The sequence below is a fragment of the Cellulomonas sp. P1_C4 genome (assembly GCF_056406355.1).
Genome location: NZ_JBFUAI010000017.1, coordinates 82,904 through 106,354 on the forward strand (window position 1 = coordinate 82,904; position 23,451 = coordinate 106,354).

General features: G+C 68.1%; 19 protein-coding genes and 1 pseudogene. 12 read left to right on the plus strand and 8 right to left on the minus strand.

Features of this window, described 5'->3' with window-relative positions:
- Nucleotides 1–7 precede the first annotated feature (7 nt).
- The 5 genes from AC1DYZ_RS14610 to AC1DYZ_RS14630 form a co-directional block, all read right to left on the minus strand.
- Complete coding sequence (locus tag AC1DYZ_RS14610) at nt 8–373, minus strand: MmyB family transcriptional regulator (protein WP_477065911.1); 366 nt, start codon at nt 371–373, stop codon at nt 8–10.
- A gap of 30 nt (nt 374–403) precedes the next feature.
- Nucleotides 404–1,249, minus strand: a complete 846-nt coding sequence (locus AC1DYZ_RS14615) for a helix-turn-helix domain-containing protein (protein WP_477065912.1) — start codon at nt 1,247–1,249, stop codon at nt 404–406.
- A gap of 94 nt (nt 1,250–1,343) precedes the next feature.
- Nucleotides 1,344–2,201, minus strand: coding sequence for an alpha/beta fold hydrolase (locus tag AC1DYZ_RS14620; RefSeq protein WP_477065913.1), 858 nt, complete (start codon nt 2,199–2,201; stop codon nt 1,344–1,346).
- 117 nt (nt 2,202–2,318) lie between these two features.
- Nucleotides 2,319–3,014, minus strand: a complete 696-nt coding sequence (locus AC1DYZ_RS14625) for an SDR family oxidoreductase (protein WP_477065914.1) — start codon at nt 3,012–3,014, stop codon at nt 2,319–2,321.
- Nucleotides 3,011–4,234: an MFS transporter gene (locus AC1DYZ_RS14630; protein WP_477065915.1), complete on the minus strand. Its 1,224-nt coding sequence runs from the start codon at nt 4,232–4,234 to the stop codon at nt 3,011–3,013. Before AC1DYZ_RS14630 ends, AC1DYZ_RS14625 begins: the two co-directional genes overlap by 4 nt.
- An 85-nt stretch (nt 4,235–4,319) precedes the next feature.
- Between AC1DYZ_RS14630 and AC1DYZ_RS14635 the strand changes: the two genes are divergently transcribed.
- Nucleotides 4,320–4,838, plus strand: a complete 519-nt coding sequence (locus AC1DYZ_RS14635) for a winged helix-turn-helix transcriptional regulator (RefSeq protein WP_477065916.1) — start codon at nt 4,320–4,322, stop codon at nt 4,836–4,838.
- Nucleotides 4,839–5,055: 217 nt separating this feature from the next.
- Here AC1DYZ_RS14635 and AC1DYZ_RS14640 read toward each other — a convergent pair whose 3' ends face one another.
- The 3 genes from AC1DYZ_RS14640 to AC1DYZ_RS14650 all read right to left on the minus strand — a co-directional run bounded on the left by AC1DYZ_RS14640 (nt 5,056) and on the right by AC1DYZ_RS14650 (nt 9,121).
- Nucleotides 5,056–5,844, minus strand: coding sequence for an SGNH/GDSL hydrolase family protein (locus AC1DYZ_RS14640; protein ID WP_477065917.1), 789 nt, complete (start codon nt 5,842–5,844; stop codon nt 5,056–5,058).
- A gap of 100 nt (nt 5,845–5,944) precedes the next feature.
- Nucleotides 5,945–6,892: an alpha/beta hydrolase gene (locus AC1DYZ_RS14645; protein ID WP_477065918.1), complete on the minus strand. Its 948-nt coding sequence runs from the start codon at nt 6,890–6,892 to the stop codon at nt 5,945–5,947.
- A 1,284-nt stretch (nt 6,893–8,176) separates the two neighbouring features.
- On the minus strand, nt 8,177–9,121 hold the full coding sequence (locus AC1DYZ_RS14650) for a DUF4062 domain-containing protein (RefSeq protein WP_477065919.1): 945 nt from the start codon (nt 9,119–9,121) through the stop codon (nt 8,177–8,179).
- 184 nt (nt 9,122–9,305) lie between these two features.
- Between AC1DYZ_RS14650 and AC1DYZ_RS14655 the strand changes: the two genes are divergently transcribed.
- The 11 genes and pseudogenes from AC1DYZ_RS14655 to AC1DYZ_RS14705 all read left to right on the plus strand — a co-directional run.
- Entirely contained in the window at nt 9,306–10,295 is a 990-nt protein-coding gene (locus AC1DYZ_RS14655; RefSeq protein ID WP_477065920.1) for a LacI family DNA-binding transcriptional regulator, read from the plus strand.
- A 244-nt stretch (nt 10,296–10,539) separates the two neighbouring features.
- Complete coding sequence (locus tag AC1DYZ_RS14660; protein WP_477065921.1) at nt 10,540–12,744, plus strand: alpha-galactosidase; 2,205 nt, start codon at nt 10,540–10,542, stop codon at nt 12,742–12,744.
- A gap of 2 nt (nt 12,745–12,746) precedes the next feature.
- Nucleotides 12,747–13,679, plus strand: a complete 933-nt coding sequence (locus tag AC1DYZ_RS14665; protein ID WP_477065929.1) for a carbohydrate ABC transporter permease — start codon at nt 12,747–12,749, stop codon at nt 13,677–13,679.
- A 10-nt stretch (nt 13,680–13,689) separates the two neighbouring features.
- Nucleotides 13,690–14,640: a carbohydrate ABC transporter permease gene (locus AC1DYZ_RS14670; protein ID WP_477065922.1), complete on the plus strand. Its 951-nt coding sequence runs from the start codon at nt 13,690–13,692 to the stop codon at nt 14,638–14,640.
- A gap of 100 nt (nt 14,641–14,740) precedes the next feature.
- Nucleotides 14,741–16,096, plus strand: coding sequence for an ABC transporter substrate-binding protein (locus tag AC1DYZ_RS14675; RefSeq protein WP_477065923.1), 1,356 nt, complete (start codon nt 14,741–14,743; stop codon nt 16,094–16,096).
- 1,287 nt (nt 16,097–17,383) lie between these two features.
- Complete coding sequence (locus AC1DYZ_RS14680; RefSeq protein ID WP_477065924.1) at nt 17,384–18,655, plus strand: ABC transporter substrate-binding protein; 1,272 nt, start codon at nt 17,384–17,386, stop codon at nt 18,653–18,655.
- An 82-nt stretch (nt 18,656–18,737) separates the two neighbouring features.
- Nucleotides 18,738–19,691 carry a carbohydrate ABC transporter permease gene (locus tag AC1DYZ_RS14685; RefSeq protein ID WP_477065925.1) on the plus strand — a complete coding sequence of 318 codons (954 nt, stop codon included), beginning with the start codon at nt 18,738–18,740 and terminating at the stop codon, nt 19,689–19,691.
- Nucleotides 19,688–20,545 carry a carbohydrate ABC transporter permease gene (locus AC1DYZ_RS14690; protein WP_477065926.1) on the plus strand — a complete coding sequence of 286 codons (858 nt, stop codon included), beginning with the start codon at nt 19,688–19,690 and terminating at the stop codon, nt 20,543–20,545. The genes AC1DYZ_RS14685 and AC1DYZ_RS14690 overlap by 4 nt, the downstream gene beginning before the upstream one ends.
- Nucleotides 20,542–21,801 carry a family 1 glycosylhydrolase gene (locus tag AC1DYZ_RS14695; protein ID WP_477065927.1) on the plus strand — a complete coding sequence of 420 codons (1,260 nt, stop codon included), beginning with the start codon at nt 20,542–20,544 and terminating at the stop codon, nt 21,799–21,801. The genes AC1DYZ_RS14690 and AC1DYZ_RS14695 overlap by 4 nt, the downstream gene beginning before the upstream one ends.
- Before the next feature lie 220 nt (nt 21,802–22,021).
- Nucleotides 22,022–23,035, plus strand: coding sequence for a LacI family DNA-binding transcriptional regulator (locus AC1DYZ_RS14700; RefSeq protein WP_477065928.1), 1,014 nt, complete (start codon nt 22,022–22,024; stop codon nt 23,033–23,035).
- Nucleotides 23,036–23,102: 67 nt separating this feature from the next.
- Nucleotides 23,103–23,451: pseudogene (locus AC1DYZ_RS14705) on the plus strand (DUF5597 domain-containing protein); the annotation flags it as partial.

Here is a 23,451-nt window from a genome sequence, read left to right on the forward strand (position 1 = left end):
CGCCGGATCAGCGGGTCCCGTCGAGGAGGTGGAGACGATCCCCCGTCTCCTCGTCCGACGGGCGGGCCAGCACCAGCGTCGCGACGGTGCCCTCGACCGGAAGACGCACGTACTCGAGGCGCAACAAGCCGGCGACCTCGTGCTGCAGCTCGAGGTCGCCGACCCGACGGGGCCCCTGGTCGCCGTCCCACGCGCGGGCGAAGCCCCGGCTCGTCGCGACGAGCTCACCGATCAGAGCCACGTACCGGTCGTCCTCCTGGAACCGGGCCAGCCCCTCGCGCATCAGCCCGGCGAGGTCGTCGTGTGACGGACAGGTGACGACGAACCGAGCGATCGAACCGAGCGCCCCGTGTACTTCGTCCGGGCCGGTCATCGCGCATGCCGGCGAGCCGACACGACCGGGTCAAGCACTCGCCGAGGTGACGTGGTCGAAGTGCCGGGCGATCGATGAGATCGCGGACCGTGCCGCCTCGTCAGCGGGGTGGAAAGCAAGGACCGAGCAGCCGTCGACGGAGGGAACGTCTAGCGACTGGAAACGGAAGGTGAAACGACCCAGCTCCTCGAGCGTGGAGCGAATCAGACCCTCGGCAAACGGCCGGCTGTCATGGCTGGCCCAGAGGCGCCGAAAGATGGGCTCACGGATGGACAGCCGGCCGACAATCTCTTGCAAGCGGACGTCGTCGGGATCGCATCGGAACCGCAGGTCCGCCACGACCCGCTCGGCCTTCTCGAGCCAGCCATCGGCCGAGTGGTCCTGCCGTTCGAACAGCCCAAGCACCAGGTTCGATCTCGGCGACAGCAGCCCCTCGTCCAGTACCTGCGCGATGTCGTTCGCGGCCACGATGTCGAGATTGGAGTCGACCACAGCGACCGGGGTGAGCTGCCAGAAGTCCATGAGCGACCCCACAGCGCCATCGATGTCCGTCCTGCGGATGGGTGCGGCGCCCTGATTCTGCAGTTGGACGAGGCGCCGCATGTGCCGAATGCCGAAGTCGCCCACCCGGAGCGCTCGGGCCAGGGCGACGATGACCTGGTCGGACGGCTGGCGGTCACGTCCCTGCTCGAGCCGCAGGTAGTAGTCCGTGCTCACCCCCGCCAGGTCGGCGACCTCCTGGCGTCGGAGACCGCCGACGCGTCGGCCGCCGTAACGGAAGAGTCCGACGTCCTCCGGCTGGAGCATGCCGCGGCGCGCGCGCAGGTAGTCCCCGAGCAGCGAGCTCGAACGCCTCGGACCGCGGGAGCCCTGCATGGTTGTCATCTCTCATCCTCCGATCTCCATCGCGGCTGAGGCTGACACGCAGCACCGAGCGTGCGGGAGGTGCCTGCGCGCGCCCAGCAGCTCGTCAGTCGGTCAGGAACGCGATCGTCTCTGCGGCGGCCTCGTCGGCGTACTGGAAGATCGATCCGTGTGATGCGTTCGGGAAGATCCGGATACGCGCGTTCGGGATGAGGCCAGCCATCGTGTGGCTCGCCTTGGTGGGGATCATGATGTCGTCGTCGCCCTGCAGGATGAGGGTCGGCTGCGTGATGCTGCGGAGGCGCTGGACCGCAGCCCAGTCCTGCACGCCCCAGTCGAGCACCGCGCTGTACTGCGCGTTCTTCGCCTCGAGTGAAGGCTGCTCGTCGCGGCCGTCCTGCCAGCCGTAGATCCGACCGAGCGAGGCCCGGCCGGCTGCCTGGCTCGTCTCGGTCGGCGCGTAGAAGACGTAGAGCACACCTGCGGGACCGGTCTCGTCGACCACGACCGCGTTGACGACGTCCTCGGACCAGCGCTCCATCCCGGGGGCTCCCTTGGGTCCTGTACCGGCGAGGATCAGCCGGTTCACGAGTGCCGGGCGGGACAGCGCGATCTCCTGCGCTACGAAGCCGCCGAGGGAGTAACCGAACAGGTCGACGCCGGTCAGGCCGAGAGCATCGATGAACGCGACCGCGTCCTCCGCCATCGCGGTGACTGTGTTCGGCGTCGTGCCATCGGTGCCGCCGATGCCGGCGTTGTCGAAGAGGATCACGTCGCGTTCCGCGGCGATGGCGTCGATCAGCTGCGGGTCCCAGTTGTCGATGTTCCCGCGGAAGTGCTGCAAGAACACGACCGGTGTGCCGGTGGTGGTGCCCAGGCGCTTGTAGGCGTAGGTGACGCTGTTCGTGGCTGCGATGTGCCGCACCGGGGTCGTGACGATGCTCGTGGTCGTGCCGGTGGTCATGGTGGCTTCCTTCGAGGGTTGGGGACTCAACTCGGGTTCGGCGCCAGGACGGTGTCGAAGGTGAGGGAAACGAAGGCGTCGACGGCCTCGCGGGAGCCCACCGCCTGAAGGGCCGAGCTAGGCGAGGCTCGGGTAGAGCGCCTCGAGCGGCCCCGACAACGCTCCGCGGACCTGGTGCGATGTCTCGTCCGCGAGGACCTCGTGGGCCCCCGATTCGAGACCGTCGTAGATCGCTGCGACGACATCGGCCGGGTCACCCTTCGGCGCGGTGACGTCCACGGTCATCGGGGTGTCGGTGTACCCGAGGTGGGCGCCGACGACCTGGGTCCCCTGCCCCTGCAGCTCGACGCGCAGGCTGTTGGTGATAGACCAGAAGGCCGCCTTCGAGGCCGAGTAGGTCCCGGTGGCAAGCCAGCTGAGAGCCGAATGCACGTCGATGATGGCGCCGCCGCCGTTCGCGGCGAGCGTCGGGGCGAGGGCCTGCACGAGCGCGACCTGGCCGAAGACATTCGTCTCGAACAGCGCGCGCAGGTCTTGCAGGCTCGACGTCAGGACAGGGCCAGGGCCCGAGATCCCGGCATTGTTGATCAGGACGGTGGTGTCGTCCGCGGCCTTGGCGGCTGCCTCGATCGAACCCTCGTCGGTGATGTCGAGCGCCAGCGGCACGACTCGGGAATCGGTCCAGGTCCGTGGGTTCCGGGCGCTCGCGTAGACCTTCGCGGCTCCCCAGGCGAGGGCTTGGTCGACGAACTCGCGGCCGAGGCCGCCGTTCGCTCCGGTGACGAGGACGACGGCGTCGTGCAGGGTGGTCATGGGGTGTTCCCTTCGAGAACCGGGTGGTGCGAAACCTGGGTGACATTGCCGACCATCGCCGCCGGGCGGCGGACGAGCAGGGCGGCGGCGTACCCGATCGCGAGGATGACGGGGACGCCGACCACGAGCGCGGACTCCAGGCCGGCCCGCCGGGTCAGCTCGCCGAGGCCGAGGGCCGTGCCGGCCTGCAGCACATAGCCGACGACGTAGGCCGCGGACAGGACCATGGCGCGATGGTCTGCCGGAGCGCTCTGCGTGACCGCACCGAGACCGCCGGAGAACAGAAGGGCGTAGCCGGCGCCGCCGACCACGGACGAGAGCACGAACAGCGCCACCGAGTGCTGCGATCCGGCCACGATCAACGCGCCCAGTCCGACGGTCGCCAGGATCGGTCCCGACAGGAGTGCCGTGCGTGCCGGAAGGCGGCGCGCGGCGATGGCCACGGTCCCGATGGCGACCGCCGACAGCGCGATCATCGCGCCGTCCACGAAGGTGTTGCCCGAACCGAGCAGGTCCCGTGCAATGTGGGCGCCGAGCGCCAGGTAGATCGCACCCATGGAGTAGGCGGCGCCGATGCCGAGCGCACCGGCCACGAACCCAGTCCGTGCGGAGGCGGGAACCATCGGCCGCCGAGGCCTCCACGGTGGCTGCGCAGCGTCGCGCTGGTGGCGCGGCAGGAACCAGGACAGTGCGAACGCTGTCGCGGTGGCCACGGCCAGAACCCAGAAGCTGAGGTGGAGGGCGTCGGGTGCGTACTGCACCAGGGCACCGCCGACGAGGGTGGCGATGACGAGGCCGCCGGCGGTCGCTGCCGTCGTCGCCGAGCCTGCGCGCTCCGGGCGCCGGGCGTTCTCGACCATCGCGGCGGTGGCCGGGCTCAGCGCGAAGCCGACGCCGACACCCATCAGCGCGCGCCCGAGGAATGCCCAGCTGACGTCCTGGGCGAGCCCGAACGCGACAGATCCGGCCGTCAGTGCTGCCAGGCCGACCAGGATCGTCGCGCGCCGCCCGATCGAGTCGGAGAGGTTCCCGAAGATCACGAGCGTCGGGACGAGCGCCAACGGGTAGACGGCGAACAGGGCCGAGGTCGTCGCCGTCGACAGTGCCCACGCGTCGGCGTACTGCGGGTAGACCATCGTCGGTGCGGCGCTGGCCCACAGGGCGATGCCGGCGACGGCGGCCCCTGCGGCGAACGAACCGCGACGGCTGAGCTGGGGCACGGGACCGCCTTCCGAAGCTGTGTAGGAGTCGCCAAGTTAGCATGCTCGCTTGGGACTTCCAACCCAGGACGGGTAGACTGGTCTCATGCCTGCTCCTCTGACGTCTCGATGCTCGATCGCGAACAGCCTCGACGTGCTGGGGCAGAAGTGGTCGCTGCTGATCATCCGTGAGGCGATGTGGGGCCGGACCCGCTTCTCCCAGTTCCGCGAACAGCTCGGAGTCGCGCCGGACGTGCTGACCGACCGGCTAGCGCGACTGGTCGAGGCCGGCGTGTTGACGCGAAGCACCTACCGGGACGACGGTGCTCGCGAACGCGAGGAGTACCTGCTCACCCCTGCCGGTCACGCGCTGCGCCCTGTTCTGGCCGCGTTCACGCAGTGGGGCGACGAGTACCGCCGGACGGAGTTCGGTCCGGCGGCGATCCATGTCGAGGGTGCGACCGGGGAGCCGGTCCGGCTCGCCTTCATGACGGCGTCGGGTCGGGAAGTCCCGGCCCACGACGTCACGACCCTGCCCGGCCCGGGCGCCGCACGAGACAGCGTCTCCATCAATTCGCCCACTGGCTCACTTTCGCCGGCCCGGAGGGCAACGAGCTCGACCTGATCGGGCCTATGCCCCGGGCAGGGCAACCCCCAAGTACCGAGTCACTTGTACGCATCGCGGACGCCGTCGCCGGCCTCGATGCGGTGCTGCGGCGCCTCGGCGACACGCACCGACGCACCGATGTGGATGTCCGTCCTAGTGCCTCCGTTCGTCATCGGGTGGGCTGAGAGGTCCGCTTCGATCCGGTGGTCCAGGCGATCGGTCGGACCCGTGCGGCTCAGTCGGAGAGAGGTTCGGCGCGGAGGTGTTCCGCGACCATCTCGGCCACCGCGTGCATGCCGGCGAGGTTCGGGTGGTATGCGGCGCCGCCGCGCAACGTCGGATGGAACCGACGCGTCCACGGGTCCGCCGACCATGCATGGTGCTCCGCCGATGCGGTGGACACGTCGACGAACTCCGTACCCGTCGCTTGTGCCGCCGTCCGCATCACATCGGTGAGGCGCTCAGCGATGCCACGGCCCCAGTCCGCGACTGGTGCGGGCAGTACGCCCGTGTCGGTACCGCGGGGCGGTAGGAGGGTGAGGTAGCCGACCATCAGAATCCTGGCGTCCGGCGCAGTCGTGCGGAGGTCTGCGAGCAGCCCGACGAGCTCCATCGTCAGGTCGACGAACCGTCGGTCGGTCTCGGTCTGGCTCGTGAACGCCCGGACGCGAGACGGCCTCCGGAGGAGTTCGGCGAGCGGGGAAGGAAGGCTCGAGAGCGTCAGTGCAGGGAGATATCCGACGTCGTTGCCGCCGCCGGTGATCGTGACCAACGCCGTGTCCGGCGTGACCGCTCTTTGCTGAGCGGGCCGGCCGGCCGGCCCGCCGCGGCGCAGCTGCGCGACCGTCGCTCCGGAGAACGTGACGTCGGTAAGGTCCATCCGGAGGAGCCCGGCGACGAGGTGTGCATAGTTGCTCGCTGAGCGGCCCGCGGCTATGGGGCTGCCCTTCACCCGCGGTCGCAGTCCCGGTCCGGCGCCGTAGGAGCTGCCGAGAGCGACGAAGCGTCGTCCTTCGAGGCTCATCGGCCTATCACGACCAGAAGAACGTAGGCCACGGACGCGGAGAGCAGCCCGATGGCCACAAGTACAGCGGCCCGGACCGCTCGACGTCCCGCTCGCGCCCTCATTGCGTCACCTGCGCGAGGAACGCGAGCGTGGCAGTGAGAGCGGAGCGCGCCTGCGGTGTGCTGAAGTCGAACTGGTACTCATGGCCCAGGCCGCTTCCCTTCGGCCAGAACAGCGTCGTGGTGGGCACAGCCCTCGCACGCAGTGCTGCGGCGAGCTCGGCTGCCTGCGTGCGGAACGGGTCTGCGTCGCCGACCGACACGAATGTCGGCGGATAGGCGGTGGTCACCTCCATCGCGGAGGAGAGCTCGGTTGCGTGCGGGTCCAGCAGCCAGTCCCGATGACCGGTGTACGCCCAGAGGTAGGTGCGGAGACCGGGGAAACCGGTCGTGCCCACGGTCTGCATGTCGTACAGCCCGCAGAACAGCACGACCCCGCGCAGCCGCTCGTGAGCAGCTGGAACGGCGATGCCGATGGCGCTCGCAAGCGCGGGGTCGGATTCCGCGGCGGCGGTCTCGCTCGCGATCTGTGCGCCAGCGGAATCGCCGCCGATCGTGAGCGCCAGAGGATTCCCGCCGAGGCCATCGGCGTGCGCACGGAGGTAGTCGAGGGCCGCGGCCGCCTGCTGCACCTGCACCGGGTGCTTAGCGGTCGGCGCGAGCGTGTAGTCGAGGCTCCCGACGACGAAGCCGGATGATGCGAGGAGGATCGCATAGTCGGCGACGGTCGCCGACGAGCTCGACACGAACCCACCGCCGTGCACCCAGAGGATCATCGGACGGAGCTCAGCGGAGCGGCTCGCAGGTTCGTAGAGATCGAGGTGCGCCCCGGAGGCACCAAGGGCGACGCGGCGCATCGGCGCCACGGCCCTGCGGTCGGCGGCGAAACCGGCGGGCGGTATGACGAGCGGCTTCGCCTCGAACACCGACTTGATGATCAGCGCCCCGGGCTGCAGCGAGACCTGGTAGACGGACGCGCCGATCAGTGCTCCGACCGCGACCGCCACGAGAACGACGAACGCGCGACGGAGGCCCAGCGAGCCCTCGCGATGCTCGCGGTCGAAGGCGGACCCGTAGTCCTTGCCTGGAGGAAACGTCGGCTGCGTCCGTGTGTCGCTCATCCAACATCTCTCCCTCCGGCCGCACCGCTTGCGCCCGGAGTAATTCGACTCGTTGCGGCAGCGCCGTGCGTGTCCCTAAGGGGACCTCCTTCCGCGAGGCATTCGGTGCCTGCAGAGAGCACAACTAGCCGCGCCCCTCGGTACGTACCGGATCTCTTGACGGCGCCAACCAGCGGTGCCGCGGTCGCGTGCATTGGCACAGGTCAGAGGCGTTGCAAAAATCGAGGTGGCGGGAATCGAAAGCGTTGAGAGACGTCTGAAACTGTTGCGCCGGGGCCGCTACCTGCGGGTTTGCTCGCGAGCGAGTAGAGCGCATCTCGTCGGTTCGGGCCCATCCGTTGACAGAGTCAACACAGCCCCGATCGACCCATCGCGGCGCATGGAAATGCACATCGGCGACTCAAAATCTCGGCGCCAACCCGACTGCACGAAATCCCAGGGTAGTGATGCGTTCCCGCCTACGCGGCGCCTCGCCCCTGCGTCGAGAACGCCCTCAAGAGTTTGAGCATAACCCCTCGATACGTCGACGCGGTCCTGCGGATGTGGTCGATGCGCGTGGTCCGAAGTCCTGGAACGCTGATCTCGATTCAATGGACCAACGTCCGAACTCCACCGAACTCCTGCGTTCAGGTTTCCGGCGTGGCCTCTGACCGAAACTTCTCGGGGAGCCGAGGGGATTCGAGTCGGCCCACCTCGGGCGACTTCGAGGGCCTCGGTGCCGAAAAGTGTCTAATAAGTGTCCAGCGGCCACGGCAGAAGTCCGGCCATGCCGTGAACGGTCCGACGAGCAGATCGAGTGCGCACCTCATGCCGTCCGGTCCTGGCCGCCGGCCTCGGGCACATCGCTGATCGTTGCTCGTCCACAACCCTAGGCTCCTCCATCACGGGCGCTCCGCTACCCAACTGAGGTACGCGGCCACAAGGTCAGGCGCGATGAGGGGATCTCGGCAGATCCACACACCGTCACCCCCCTCGGCGACCTCCTCGAAGACGCTAAGTTCGCGTGCCTCGCTCGGTCGCGGTCCAAGGCCGGCAAGAACTGGTCTGCGCTAAGCGGTGGAGCGAAGAACGGCGCCCGTCGAGATCCGAAGCGTCCACGGGTCCTGTGGGTGCGCATCCGCTGTCACGGTTCGGCCAGAGAGTGGCTCAAACCGGCGAACCGACCCCAACTCAACCGACGTGGAAGTCCCGTTCGACGGCCTGCCCGTCGAAAGTCCAGCGAACACGGAGTACGGGCTCCTCGGCGCCACCGAACGTGTAGAGGGCGTTGAGTCGACGCGTCTGCCCCGCGTGAATTACCGTCGGTGTGCCGTCATATGCAAGGTGCAGGGCGCTGTCGCCCAGGCTCTCGAAGGTCACTTCTTCGGCGTCAGCAGATCCACGGTTTGTGATCTCGATCCAGTGCCGATTCGTGTACTGCGGCTTCCCTTGTCGATTGAAGCCCTTGACCTCACGCTCTTGCCTGGGCTGAACCAACAGGTCAACCCCGGGAGAGTCGCCCGGCGTCGCAGCACTCGCAGGCTCCAGCGTAGCGATATCGTGCTCGATGGCCTTCCAGACCTCATGCTCCAACTGGCTCGCGTTTGAGAACTCCCCCAGTAACCCTTTCCCTTCGATCTCGGCCCGGAACGCACGCAGGCCCTCGAGCTGGTCCGTGTCGACATCGTGGGGCAGCGGAGCAATGGAGAAGTACAGGTGAACGGGCTTGTCTTGGTCGAGTGCCCGCTCGATCTCGCTGACCGTGCCCGAGGCGGCTTCGGGTGTGGGCGAACCGAGGCGGCTGCCGAAGATCGCGATCACAATGTCGGAGTCGTCGACACCTTGAGAGTTGATCAGCGCCTGGGGGTGACCGCCCAATACGGGCACCGCCGACGATTCCCAGCGCCAAGGCTGCAGAATGACGCTCTTGGTGCGGGCGTTCGCGTCGTTCCACCCGCGGACTGCGTGTTCGACCGCATCGCGCGCTTCTGGAACGTCAGAGGGGGACGCGATCATCACGCGCAGTACGGTCGCTATATAGGCCACGGCGCGACCGTACCGGTGCGCGCCGACAACATGCCCAATCAGGCACGACGCGGTGCGGTCGCGGCCGTGTTCCTCGATCGCCCTCACCATCAGCGCTCGGTCTCTGGCCCCCCAGGCTTCTAGGCGCAAGGATCGCGCCACCCGATGGAGCGGCCTCGAGCGGAGCCGGATCGACGGCTCGCCGGCGTCGCATGTCCGAGTCGGTCGGCCAGAGGACTCCCCGTCGGGATAACCTCCCGACGTGGAGTCACCTCTCGGCCGTCCTGCGGTGCTCGTGGACGTCGCCCGCGAGGCGGGCGTCTCGGTGCCGACGGTCTCTCGGGTGCTGAGCGGCAACGTGCCGGTCAGCGCCGCGAAGCGAGAGCTCGTGCTCGCCGCCATCGAGCGACTGAACTACCGACCGAACGCTGCCGCACGCGCGCTCAAGCTGGGCCGTCGCTCGATGATCGGCGTCATCACGTTCAACACCGTCCGGTACGGGTACTCCCGGACGCTCCAGGGCATCCAGGAGGCAGCCCGCGAGTCGGGTTACCTCGTGCTCATCGCGGTCGTGGAGTCCGACGAGCAGGCTGACATCGACGCTGCGATCGATCTGCTTTTCGGACAGAGCGTCGCGGGGCTTGTGGTGATCGAGTTCGATCCTGTGGGCGTCGCGATCTCGAGGTCATTGTCGCCGAGCGTGCCGGTGGTCGCCGCGGCCGCCGCCGGCCGGAGCCGGAGCCCCTACCCGCACGCCTATCTCGACGACCGGGTCGCAGCCCGGGAAGCCACCGAGTACTTGCTCGGCCTGGGGCACGAGACCGTGCACTATCTGGCGATCCCGCAAACCGACACGCGCACCGGGCGCGCGCTCGGCTGGCGCCAGGCAATCCACGATGCCGGCGCACCCCTGCACGAGCCCGTGGCTGCGGCGTACGACCCGGCATCCGGGTACGAGATCGGCAGCGTCCTTGCGCAGGACGAGACGGTCACGGCCGTCCTGTGTGGAAACGACGAACTCGCCATCGGTCTGATGCGCGCCCTGGGCGAAGCGGGCCGACGAGTTCCCGACGACGTCAGCGTCGTCGGCTTCGACGACCAGCCGATCGCGGCGATGTGGATGCCAGCTCTGACCACCGTGCACCAGGACTTCGTCGGCCTGGGGCGCAGGGTGTTCGGGCTGCTCGAATCCCTGCTCTCGACCGGGGCGTCACGGCATACCTCGTCGGCGAAGCCGCGGCTCGTCCTCCGCGAGAGCGCCGCGCCGCCGGCGCATCGACGCTGACCGGCTGCCGTGTCGACGCGTCGACGCTGGATCTCTCCCCCACACCCCTTGGTCCGAGGTACCGCAGCACCGGCGGGCAGCCGATCGCCACTGCGCGCCCCTCGCGCCCACTTCGTAGCGTTACCCACTCGTTATGCAAACGATGATCAGGACGCTTGCAATTTGCTCTGATCATCGTTTTCATGGTGCCGCTCGCACAGGAATGGACCTGTGGCTCCGGGCACACCGAACGAGGGAGTGTCGCGTGTCCGAAGTCAGCGCCCGCGCTGTGGTCTATCTGCGGGCGGCCGGGGTGAGCGTGCTCCTGTCCAGTGAGGACGGTCGGTTGCCCGAGGTCTCGCACTGGGGCGGGGACCTGGGCCCGCTCGGGGAGTCGGAGCTGGACGACGTGCTCCGGGCGGGCGACGCACCGAACGCGAGCAACGGCGTGGACCGCCCGCTACCGGTGGCGTTGCTCCCCGAGGCGTGGACCGGATGGACCGGTGCCCCTGGTCTGGCGGGGCACCGGGCTGGGCGCTCCTGGTCGCCTCGGCTCACCGTCATCGCGATGCGCGTGTCGATCGCCGCCGGGTCGGTCGCGGCCGGCGAAGTAAGCCCGCTGGAGACCGGCGACGAGCGACGGGCCGGCGGGCTGGTCGTCGTCGAGGCCCGAGATGATGAGGTGGGGCTCGCCGTGCGTCTGGAGGTCGAGCTCACCGATCAGGGCGTCCTGCGTGCACGTGCGACCGTGACAAACCTGCTGCCGGAGACGTACGTCGTCGACGACGTGCTGCTCGCGCTACCCGTGCCGCCCGTGGCGACGGAGGTCCTCGACCTCGCCGGCCGCTGGGCGACGGAACGTGTCCCGCAGCGCCACCCGTTCGGTGTCGGCACACTCCTCCGCGAAGGCCGTCACGGGCGCACCGGGGCAGACGCGACCCTCGTCATGGTGGCGGGCACACAGGGATTCGGGTTCCGCAGCGGTCAGGTCTGGGGGTTGCACGTGGCCTGGAGTGGCAACCACCGGACGTTCGCTGAGCGGGTGTTCACCGGCGAGCGACTGCTGGGGGGCGGCGAGCTGCTCCTGCCGGGCGAGGTCCAGCTGGGCTGGGACGAGAGCTACACGACGCCGTGGCTCTACGGGTCGTACGGCGAGGGCATGGACGAGCTGGCCCATCGCTTCCACGCCTTCCTGCGTGCGAGGCCGACGCACCCTGCGACGCCGCGCCCGGTGACATTCAACGTCTGGGAAGCGGTGTACTTCGACCACAACCCCGAGCGGTTGCACGCTCTGGCCGAGCTGAGCGCGAAGGTGGGCGTCGAACGCTTCGTGCTGGACGACGGCTGGTTCCGGGGGCGGCGTCACGACCGGACCGGCCTCGGCGACTGGTTCGTCGACGCCGAGGTGTGGCCGCAGGGTCTCTCGGGGCTCGCGGACCACGTGCACTCCCTCGGGATGCACTTCGGGCTGTGGTTCGAGCCCGAGATGGTCAACCCCGACTCCGACCTGTTCCGGGCCCATCCCGACTGGGTCCTGCAGGTGCCCGGGCGACTGCCGGTGACCGCCCGGCACCAGCAGGTACTCGATCTGGCCAACCCCGAGGCCGCCGCCTACCTGCGCGAGCGCATCGTCAGCATCGTGCGCGAGTGCGGGGTCGACTACGTCAAGTGGGACCACAACCGCGACCTCATCGATGCGGGCACGAGCCGGACCGGGCGCGCGAGCGTGCACGACCAGACGCTCGCGATCTACTCCCTTCTCGACGAGATCCGCGCCCTGTGCCCCGGGCTCGAGATCGAGTCCTGCTCCTCTGGCGGTTCGCGCGTCGACCTCGAGATCCTGCAGCGCACCGATCGCGTCTGGGCGAGCGACTGCATCGACGCGCACGAGCGTCAACGCATCCAACGCTGGACCGCGCAGCTCGTGCCCCCCGAGCTTGTCGGGGCACACATCGGCGCACCTCGCGCGCACACCACAGGACGCACGCAGGACCTGTCGTTCCGTGCAGCGACAGCCGTGTTTGGCCACCTCGGGATCGAGTGGGACCTGACCGCGACCGACGAGGACGAGCTCGAAGAGCTCGCCGCGTGGATCGCCTTCGGCAAGCAGGTCCGGCCACTCGTGCACGGCGGCACCACGGTGCGCGCCGACCTCGACGAGGAGGTCTGGTTGCACGGGGTCGTCTCGCCCTCGCGCGACGAGGCACTGTACGCCGTCGTCGTCCTTGGCCGGCCGGCTACCTGGCCGCCGGGTCGTCTCGTGCTTCCGGGCCTCGACCCGCAACGCATGTACGACGTATCGTCCGCGGGCCCTGCAGCCGGAGCGGAGCACGACCCCAGGGTCTATCCCGCATGGTGGGCGACCGGCGTGCGCATGAGCGGCTCCGCCCTCCTTGCCGCCGGGCTGCAGATGCCAGCCCTGAATCCGGACCAGGCCGCGTTGGTGCACGTGAAGGAAGTGGCGTCGTGAGCATCCTGACTCCCGCGCGTCGCGGTGCTGCCGACCGTGCCGCACCGAGAAGGCCGCGCTTTCGCGGAGCGACGCGCGACCTACCGCTCGCGATCGCCTTCATCCTGCCCGCGGCGATCGGGTTCGGCGTGTTCCTGGTTTGGCCGACAATCCGCGGCATCTGGCTCAGCTTCACCGACTACTCGGTGTTCCAGCCGGGGAAGTTCGTCGGCCTCGACAACTACAGCAAGATGTTCGCCGACCCGGTGTTCTGGGCGTCCATGCGCACCACCGTCTACTACGTCGTCGTCAACATCGCCGTCCAGACGCTCGTCGCGCTCGTGCTGGCCGTCCTGCTCAGCCGGCTCACCAGGTCCATGTGGGTCCGCGGCATCGTCCTGACGCCGTACCTCGTCTCGAACGTCGTGACCGCGTTGCTGTGGCTCCTGCTGCTCGACTACCAGCTCGGCATCGTCAACGAGCTGCTCGAGTGGGTCGGTATCGGCCGCCAGTCGTTCTGGGGCAACCCGCACCTGGTGGTCCCGACGATCGCGATGGTCAACGTCTGGCGGCATGTCGGCTACACCGCGCTGCTGATCTTCGCCGGCCTCCAGACGATCAGCCCACAGGTCTATGAGGCCGCCAAGGTCGACGGCGCCAGCGAGTGGTCGATGTTCTGGCGGATCACGCTGCCGCTCCTTCGGCCCTACCTCGCCATGGTGCTGATCGTCACCAGCATCGGCTCATTCCAGGTGTTCGACACCGTCTCGGTCGCCACCCAGGGCGGCCCGGCGAACGCCTCGAACGTCATCCAGTACTACATCTACAACGTCGCGTTCACCCGCTACGACTTCGGCTACGCGTCGGCGATGTCGGTCGCACTGCTCGTCGTGCTGTCCGTCATCACCGTCGTGCAGTACCGACTGTCCCGCGCGGGCGACAGCGACACGAACTGAGGTGCGCACCATGACCACCCACACACTGTCCCGAGCAGCCAGCTCGTCGACGACTCCCGTCGACGTCGTCGCACCCCGTCGCCGTCGCCGCATCTCATTCGGTCGCATCCTCGCCTGGGCCGTACTGGCCCTCGTCACGCTCGTCACCCTGTTCCCGTTCTACTGGATGCTGCGCACGGCGCTGTCCACGAACGCAGGCCTGGTCACGGACCCGACGAGCCTGCTGCCCGTGAACCCGACCCTCGACGGCTTCCGTCGCGCGCTGGGTATGACCACCCGCGAGGAGGCGCTCGCGGCCGGCGGCTCGGGCGCGACCATGGACTTCTGGCGGTACCTCGGCAACTCGGTCGTCGTCGCCACCATGGTCACCGTCGGCCAGGTGTTCTTCTCCGCGATGGCCGCCTACGCGTTCTCCCGGATGCGCTGGCCAGGTCGCCAGGTGGTGTTCGGCGCGTTCCTCATCGGCCTGATGATCCCCGGCATCTTCACGCTCCTGCCGAACTTCGTCCTGATGCGAGACCTGGGCCTGCTCGACACGCTCCCGGGCATCGCACTGCCGACCATGCTGATGACGCCGTTCGCGGTGTTCTTCCTGCGGCAGTTCTTCATGGGCATCCCGACCGAGATCGAGGAAGCCGCGATGATCGACGGCGCCGGCCGAGTACGGACCTTCTTCCGCATCATCTTGCCGATGGCCGCCCCAGCCGTCACGACCCTCGCGGTCCTGACCTACATCACGAGCTGGAACGACTACCTCTGGCCGCTGCTAGTCAGCCAGACCGACAAGTCCCGGGTGCTCACCCTCGCCCTGGGCGTCTTCCGGTCCCAGACCCCCGCCTCCGCACCCGACTGGCCCGGGCTCATGGCCGCGACCCTGCTGGCCGCCCTCCCGATGCTCGTCCTCTTCCTCGTGTTCGCCCGCAAGATCGTCAACTCCGTGGGCTTCACCGGCATCAAGTAGTTCCTCCCGTAGGTCCGAACAGCACCGAGCGCGCCCCGGCACCCCGCCGCGGCGTACCCCCCCTCGGCATCACTGCCGATGTCACAGAAGGTGGTTCCCCATGCGCAAGCGCAGGATCCTCATCGCCGGCCTGGTCCCGGCCGTGCTCGCCCTCGGGGCGTGCAGCGGCGGCAGCGCCGACGACAACAGCTCCAGCACCGGCGGCTCAAAGGTCGAGCTCAGCTACTGGCTGTGGGACGCCAACCAGCAGCCGGGCTACGAGCAGTGCGCCGCCGACTTCACCGCGGCGAACCCCGACATCACGATCAAGTTCCAGCAGTACGCCTGGGACGACTACTGGACCAAGCTGACGGCCTCGTTCGTCGGCAACTCGGCACCGGACGTCTTCACCGACCACCTCGCGAAGTACGCCGACTTCGCCGGGCAGAAGCAGATCGTCCCCCTGGACGACCTCATCGCGAAGGACGGCTTCGACACCTCCGTCTTCGCCGAGGGCCTGGTCGACCCGTGGAAGTTCACCGACGGCAAGACGTACGGCATCCCGAAGGACTGGGACACCACGGCGTTCTTCTACAACGCCGACATGATCAAGGACGCCGGCTACAGCGACGAGGACCTCGCCGGTCTGACCTGGAACCCCGACGACGGCGGCACCTTCGAGCAGCTCGTCGCACGCCTGACGATCGACAAGAACGGCGTCCGCGGCGACGAGGCGGGCTTCGACAAGAGCGCGGTCGAGACCTACGGCATCGGCATCAACCCGTCCTACGACGTCACCGGCCAGATGCAGTGGGCCAACTTCACCGGTTCGCTCCCCTACGACGCCCTCGACGAGAACCCGTGGGGCACCCACTACAACCTTGACGACCCCGAGTTCCAGAAGACGATCGCGTGGTACTACGGCCTCTCCGACAAGGGCTACATGCCCAAGAGCGGCGAGTTCACCGACGAGACGCCGGCCCAGATCGGGTCAGGCAAGGCGGCGATCGGCACGAACGGCGACTGGGCGAGCAGTCAGTTCTTCGGTCTCGACGGAGTCAACATCGGCGTCTTCGCCGCACCGGTCGGCCCCAGCGGCAAGCGGGCATCCATCTTCAACGGGCTCGCGGACTCGATCAGCGCTAGCTCCAAGCACCAGGCCGAGGCGTGGAAGTGGGTCCAGTACCTCGGGTCCACGGCCTGCCAAGACGTCATTGCCGGCGAGGGCACGGTCTTCCCCGCGATCCCGTCGTCCACGGACAAGGCCCTGAAGACCTTCGCTGACAAGGGCTGGCCCGTCGAGGCCTTCCACAGCTACGTCGAGGATGGCCACACGTTCCTGCCGCCGATCACGGAGCACGCCGGTGAGATCGGTGACCTCGTCACCCCGGCCCTCCAGGGGATCCACCTCGGTCAGCAGCCCGCATCGTCCCTGACCGGCGTGAACGACCAGATCAACGCGATCCTCGGCGGCTGACGAAGGGCGAACGAATACAACGCCCAGATGTGCCCGCGGGCCCGGACCTCCCGGTCCGGGCCTGCGTGGTTGTGAAGCGCGGTCGCGTCGGGGGGCATCTTGGCTGGCGCGTCGAGACCAGACTTCTCGGGTGCCGATTCGAGTTCCTTGCAGCACAGGGGATGCGAATCTCGACCACCGCCCCTGTGACCAGCAGCGACACAGGCGCCCGGCCCCGTCGAGCCTGTCTAGTTCTTGTCCACCACATGCCAAGAGGCCGCCTCGTTTGACGGATCGCCCGTGTGCCATGCGGTTCCACCCGACGGAGTGCTCCCTCCTGCTGCGCGTCCCTCAGCAAGACGGTTTCGGGCACAGCCGGCCGGAACGTTGAAGTTGTCACCCCCGCCGCAGTAACCGAGACAAACACCAGCCCCGGCGCCGGCACGCCCTCTCCGCCAACGTCGCCGCCCGTGCCGCCGGATCCGCTTGACGGCTCCAGGCCTTCGCGTTGCCCGCCCGCGTCATGACCACGATGGTCTGGCCTACGCACAGCGGGGTTTCCCTGCGGGGGGAACCTGCGGTCATGCAGCGACCGCGGGCCGTCGATCGCCCTACAACCCGATCGCGGCCAGGACCGGTCGACGGTCGAAACCGGTCTCCCCCTCCGCGCGTTCGGATCGTCGTTGATTGAGGGAACCGGCCCGGCCTCATTTGTGGTCACGTCTCCGTCGGTCACCAAAGAGGCCAGCGAGTCTCTGACGAGGAAGTGGTCGATCACCTCGGGCCGGAACTAGCGGTGTACCGCTGCGGCTCGAGAACCGGCCAGCGAGAGTGCACAATCGCTGGCGGTCGGCCTTATCGGTACGACCCTAGCCACCGGAATCGATCTCAGAGCCGGTCGGGCCAAGCAGGATCTGAGTCGCGGCTTCACCGGGATCGTCGTTCAAGTCCCCCGACACGACGACCGCGCGACTCGCGTCCTCCGCTAGCCCGCCCACGCCTCGCGCGGCGTGAACCGCTCGACCCGCGGTCGCTGGGGCGGACGACGAAGCTATCTAGCGTCATACCGGCGATCTTGTCGTGCAGCGCGACCCTGAGGCGCATCGCCATAGGGCAGGCCCGACGCCACACGCCGCGGGCCGTAGCGATCCCCGCCATGCCCGTGGCGCGGGTCGGACGACCGAATTGTGGTCGGCTGCCCACGCTTGACGGCCTCCTCGCCTCCGACCTACACTCCCGATTACAACGTTGATATCAACGTTGTAATCCGAGGTCGACGACGCGGTCGATCACCAGAGAGGCCATTCAATGAAGAAGATGGTTGCGACGGTCGCGGCGTTCGCCGCAGGCTCGGCGCTTGCGCTCACCGGGTGCACGGGGTCCCCTGATTCCTCGAGCTCCGCCGCGCCAGAACCGGTCACCCTCACGTTCTGGCACGGCTACACCGAGGCCGACGGCAAGGTCCTCGATCAGATCGTCGAAGACTTCAACGCGTCGCAGAGCGACGTCACGATCGAGACGACCACGAAGACCTGGGCCGTCATCGGGGACACCCTGCTCACCGCGCTGTCGGCGAACCAGGGACCGGACATCGTGGCCCTGCCCGCCGAGAACCTCCCGGTCTACGCATCCAAGGGTGCGTTCGCCACGCTGGACGACTTCTACTCGAGCGATGCCACGAAGGCCGCCTCGCTCAACCCAAACGCGGTCGACATGGAGAAGGTGGACGGCTCGTACTACGGCGTGCCCACTGGGTTCGTCCCGCTGTCCGTGATCTACAACAAGGCCCTGTTTGCTGCGGCGGGCGTCACCGAGTTCCCGACCACCTGGGACGACTGGGTCGCCGCCTCGAAGAAGCTCACGATCGACGAGAACGGCGACGGCACTCCCGAGCAGTACGGACTCGCCCTGCCCGACCACGCGACGGTCGGCAACGGCGTCTGGGCAAGCCTCTTCTACGGCAACGGCGGCGAGCTCGTCGACGGGTCGAAGTCTGTCGTCGACTCCGCCGCCAACGTCGAGACTCTCAGCTACTGGGCCGACGCGGTGGCCAAGGACAAGATCTCGCCGACCGGTCTGGACGGTGTCGGCTCGGACAAGCTCTTCTCGTCGGGCAAGGCGGCGATGGAGGTCGGCGGCCCGTGGATGGCGAGCGTCGCGACCGAGAGCAACATCGACTACGGCATCGCTGCAATCCCCGCGGGCCCCAAGGAGCAGGCATCCTCGGCGATCGGCATCTCGGCGGCCGTCACGGCGAAGGCCGGGGACGCGAAGAAGGCGGCGGCGGAGAAGTTCTTTGACTACTTCTTCACGAAGGACGTCGCGACGAAGTGGTCGCTCGGCTCGGGCTGGCCGCCCCTCCGCACGGACATCCCCGCGTCCGACGTCGCGTCGAACCCTGTCGTCGCCTCACTCACCGAGATGGCCGGAACTTCCAGGCCGCTCCTGCCCGGAGTCGCCAACAGCACCGACGTGCTGAAGTCGGTCGACGAGGCCACCCAGAAGGCGCTCGCCGGCGGGGACCCCGCCGACCTGCTGAAGGCGGCCTCGACGTCCGTCCAGGACTCCCTCGACGGCTGAGCCGAGCGGACCGAACCGGCGACTGGCCGCCGCCCCGCACGCCCCGGGACGGCGGTCGGTCGCCTCGACTGAGAGAAACATCATGGTCACAAACGTCCGCGCACCTCGCGCGAAGAAGCGGTACCGCGCGCCGGCATCGCTCGGCGGCCGTCCAGTCGCCGCCGGGAGGCAGGGCCGCATCGCCGCGGTCTTCATGGCGCCAGCGCTGCTCATCCTGATCGCCTTCGTCGCGTGGCCGATGGTGTCCGCTCTCCGGCTCTCGTTCACCGACGCCAGTGGGTTCGGTGTCGAGCACTGGGTCGGCCTGGACAACTACGTGGCGATCTTCACGGACAGCCGGATCCGGGAGACGTTGGGCAACACGGCGCTCTACACCGCGCTGTTCACGCCCGCAGCGCTGATCGTGGCTCTCGGCCTGGCGCTGCTGCTCACCAACCGCGCCTTGTTCGGTCGCAACGTGTTTCGGACGGCTCTGTTCGTTCCGTTCATCGTTTCGCTGGCCGTCGCCGCGTTCGCGTGGAGCTACCTGCTCGATCCGCAGATCGGTCTTCTCACTTACTGGCTGCGCTCGGTCGGTATCCACGTYGGCAACGTGCTGCAGGACCCGGCGTGGGCGATGCCGGCCGTTGTGCTGGTGGCGATCTGGAAGAGCGTCGGCTTCTACATGGTCATCTTCATCGCCGGGATTCAGACGATCCCCGAGTCCTTGTACGAGGCGGCCAAGCTTGACGGTGCCGGCGCCGTGCGGCGGTTCGTGCACGTCACGCTCCCCCAGTTGTCCAGCACGCTGACGTTCGTGGTCGTCTTCGCGATGATCGCTGCCCTTCAGGCGTTCGACCAGATCTACGTGATGACCGGCGGCGGCCCCTTCCGCAGCACGCAAACCGTCGTCATGGAGATCTACGAAGAGGGCTTCAAGAAGCTCGACCTAGGGCTCGCCGCGGCCCTTTCCTACGTGCTGCTGTTCGCCACTCTCGTGCTCTCACTCATCCAGTTCCGGTTCTTTGGCAAGCGCGAGAAGGACGCCGCGTCATGACTACGATCCCCCTCACTCACACCCGGCTCCGCCCGAGTCGAACCCTCTCGCGCTGGCTGCTCGTCGCATCCGTCACGGTGCTCACGCTCATTGTGCTGCTGCCCGTGCTGGTCATCGTCTTCACGGCGTTCAAGCCCACGAGTGAGGTCAACGCGTTCCCGCCGACTTTGGTGCCCAGCACCTGGACGCTGGCGAACTTCAGCCGTATCTTCACCGACCTTCCGTTTGCCCGCCTGTGCCTCAACAGCTTCATCTTCGCGGGCGGAGTTACGGCGTTCGCGCTGCTCTTTGACTCCTTAGCCGCGTACGCGTTGGCGCGCTTGGACTTCCGTGGGAACCGCGTACTGCTCGTGGTGATCGTCGCGAGCCTGATGATCCCGTTCCAGGCAACCCTGATCCCCGTCTACCAACTCGTCGCACACCTTGGCTGGGTAAATACGTTCCCCGGCATGATCGCGCCGCGCGCTGCGGACGCGTTCGGGATCTTCTTTCTGCGTCAGTTCTTTGTCTCGTTGCCGCGTGATCTGGACAACGCAGCCCGGCTCGACGGGGCCAGCGAGCTGCGGATCTTCCGGTCCATCGTGCTCCCGAACGCCATCCCGGCCCTGATGACCCTGGCGATCTTCACCTTCGTCAACAACTGGAACGACCTGCTCTGGCCGCTCGTCTTCACCACGACACCTGACATGGGCACCATCACGTCCGGCCTGACCCTTCTCACCGGGCCGAGCGGGATCGTGCCCTACGGCACGATGATGGCGGGCTCCCTCATCGCGGTGCTGCCGCTGGCGGTCCTCTTCCTGCTCATGCAGCGCCGGTTCATCGAGTCGGTCGCCACGACAGGGCTCAAGTGAGCGCCCCGCGCTGGTTCGACGATGGACGACTGCACTTCGCACTGGGCATCGAGGACACCTTCGTCCCGCAGTCCCGGGCCGGAGAGCGTGCGATCGACGAGTACGAGCTCACGGAGCACACCACTCGGTTCGCAGGCGACTTCGCGTTGGCCGCCGACGTCGGCGCGGAGCTGCTTCGCTGGGGCGTGCCCTGGTACCGGGTGAGTCCCGAGCCCGGCTGCTGGGACTGGTCGTGGACCGACCGTGCCGTCGACGCGCTGCTCGGTGCCGGGCTGCGACCGATCGTCGACGTGCTGCACTACGGCACGCCGCTGTGGCTCGACAACCAGTTCGCTAACCCGGACTACCCGCAGCACGTCGCCGAGTACGCACATCGCCTGGCCGAGCGGTTCGCCGACCGCATCACCGACTACACACCGGTGAACGAGCCCGTCGTCCATGCCCTGTTCTCCGGTGAGTACGGGTACTGGCCCCCGTACCTGCAAGGGCCCGACGGGTTCGCGCGCGTTGCGGTCAACATCGCTCGAGGCTTCGTCGGTACGCAGCGGGCGATCGCCGACGCCGTCGGCCCGGCGGCGACGTTCGTGCACGTCGACGCCGCCATGGCGTTCGTCGGGGACGACGCGGCACCCGAGCACCGGGCCGAGGCGACCCGGCTACGCCACCAGGTGCATCTGGTCGAGGACTTGGTCACCGGTCGGGTCGACGAGGCGCACCCGCTGCGAGCGGTGGTCGCCGACGTGTCCGGGGACGACGCACTGGCATGGTTCGCATCAAACGCCGTGCACCCGGATGTCATGGGCGTCAACTACTACCCACGGCACTCGACCGAGCTGTTCGAGCCCGGCGTCCGGCACGTCGGCGGTTTCGCCGACCCCCGCCCGAGCGTCGACCGCGGAACTGATGGGCTCCGCGCGGCCATCACCACTTTCGCGGCTCGGTACGGCGCCCCGGTGATGATCACCGAGACCTGCCTGACAGGCACCGTGGCCGAACGCCTGCATTGGCTCGACGACTCCGTCGCCCTCGCCGACGCGATGCGTGCTGAGGGCACGAACATCGTCGGCTACACCTGGTGGCCACTCTTCGACATGTATGAGTGGACGTGGCGCCACACAGACCGACCCCGGGCTGATCACCTCCTCACGATGGGACTGCACGACCTCGTCGAGAGTCCCAGCGGACTGCTGCGGGTGGCCAATCCAGTCGCCGACCGATACCGCCAGCTTGCCTCCCAACACCGCGCGACGACCTGACCAACGGAAGAGACAATGCACACCGCACACCTCACGCTGAGGCCCGACGCCACGATCGGCCCGATCAACCCCCGGGTCTACGGCCCGCTCGTCGAGCTGTAGTGCCGCCGGGCGGAACGTGGGCTCTTGGACTGGCTCACCGAGTTCCGTGGCGCCGTTTGCGGGCGGTTCGGGCAGCAACATGCAACGTTGTAAGGTGCTTCGACTGAGAGGGAGGTACATGTCGCCGACGCTGCACGACGTCGCACGCCTGGCGGGCGTCTCCTTCAAGACCGTCTCCAACGTAGTCAACAACCGACCGATAGTCCGTGAGTCCACCCGTGAGCGGGTACTCGCGGCGATCGCCGAGCTCGGGTATAGGCCGAACATCTCCGCGAGGAACCTACGCTCCGGCCGCAGTGCTGTGATCGGCCTTGCCGTCCCCGAACTCAGCCAGGCGTACTTTGCTCAGCTTGCCGACGACGTCATCCGGGCCGCCGAGGCGCGTGGCCTGGTCGTGCTCGTGGAGCAGACCGGAGGTCAGCGCGACCGGGAGATCGAGGTGCTGCGGAGTCCGCGGCTGGCACTGACCGACGGACTTCTCTTCAGCCCTTTGGGCCTGCGCCCCGGGGATGCGCATCTGGTGACCGTCGGGACGCCGTTGGTGGTCTTGGGGGAGCGCACTTTTCCGCTCCGTGTGGACCACATCACGATGCGGAGCCGCGAGGGCGCCCGCGCGGCGACAGCGCACCTTGTGGAGCGCGGGTGTCGGCGCATCGCTCTCGTCGGGGCCCATGACGGGGAGACCGCCACTACAGCGGGTCTGCGGTTGGCGGGATACCGCGCCGCCCTCGACGACGCGGGGATCAGTTTCGACCCAACCCTGGTGGCCCCGATCGAGATCTGGCACAGGTCAAGCGGTGCGGACGCCATGAAACGGCTACTCGACGCCGGGCTCCGTCCCGACGGCGTGTTCGCGATGAACGACGACCTCGCCATGGGTGTCATCCGCGCCGTGCAAGACGCCGGCATGCGAGTCCCGCAAGACGTTGCGGTTATCGGCTTTGACGACGTCGATGAGGCGCGGTACACCGTACCCAGCCTCTCGACAGTGGACCCCGGCCGCCGCCAGATCGCCGAGACAGCGGTCGAGATGCTCCTCGAGCGCATCGAGGACCATGGCGTCGACTCCATCTCGCCGCGCGACGTCGCGCCCCCGTTCCAAATCATCGCCCGCGAGTCCACCGACCGCTGAGGCCAAGCGGATCAAGGCCTTGCCCGCCTACGCGAACGCCTGGCTGGGCCCCCAACCAGGTCAGGACATGCCCGGCCAATATCCCAGCGGCGGTCCGACCGCACGAATGAGCGGGGTGTGGCGCGTCGCCGGACCGGCGCTCGATTTCCTGTCCCCCGACATCTACATCTCCGACAGCGAGTCGGTCATGCGCGCATACACGTCTGCCACCAACCCGCTCTTCATCCCCGAGGCGCGCGTCCTGACCGGTGACGCCTTCCGCGCGTTCGGCGCATTCAACGTCATGGGTTATCACGTCCTCGGAATCGACGACGTCCGTGAAGACAGTCAGCTCTACGACGCCGTCCGGAAACTTCGCGCACTCGCCCCGCAGATCCTCGAAGCCCAGCGGGACGGTCGCGTGATGGGATTCGCGC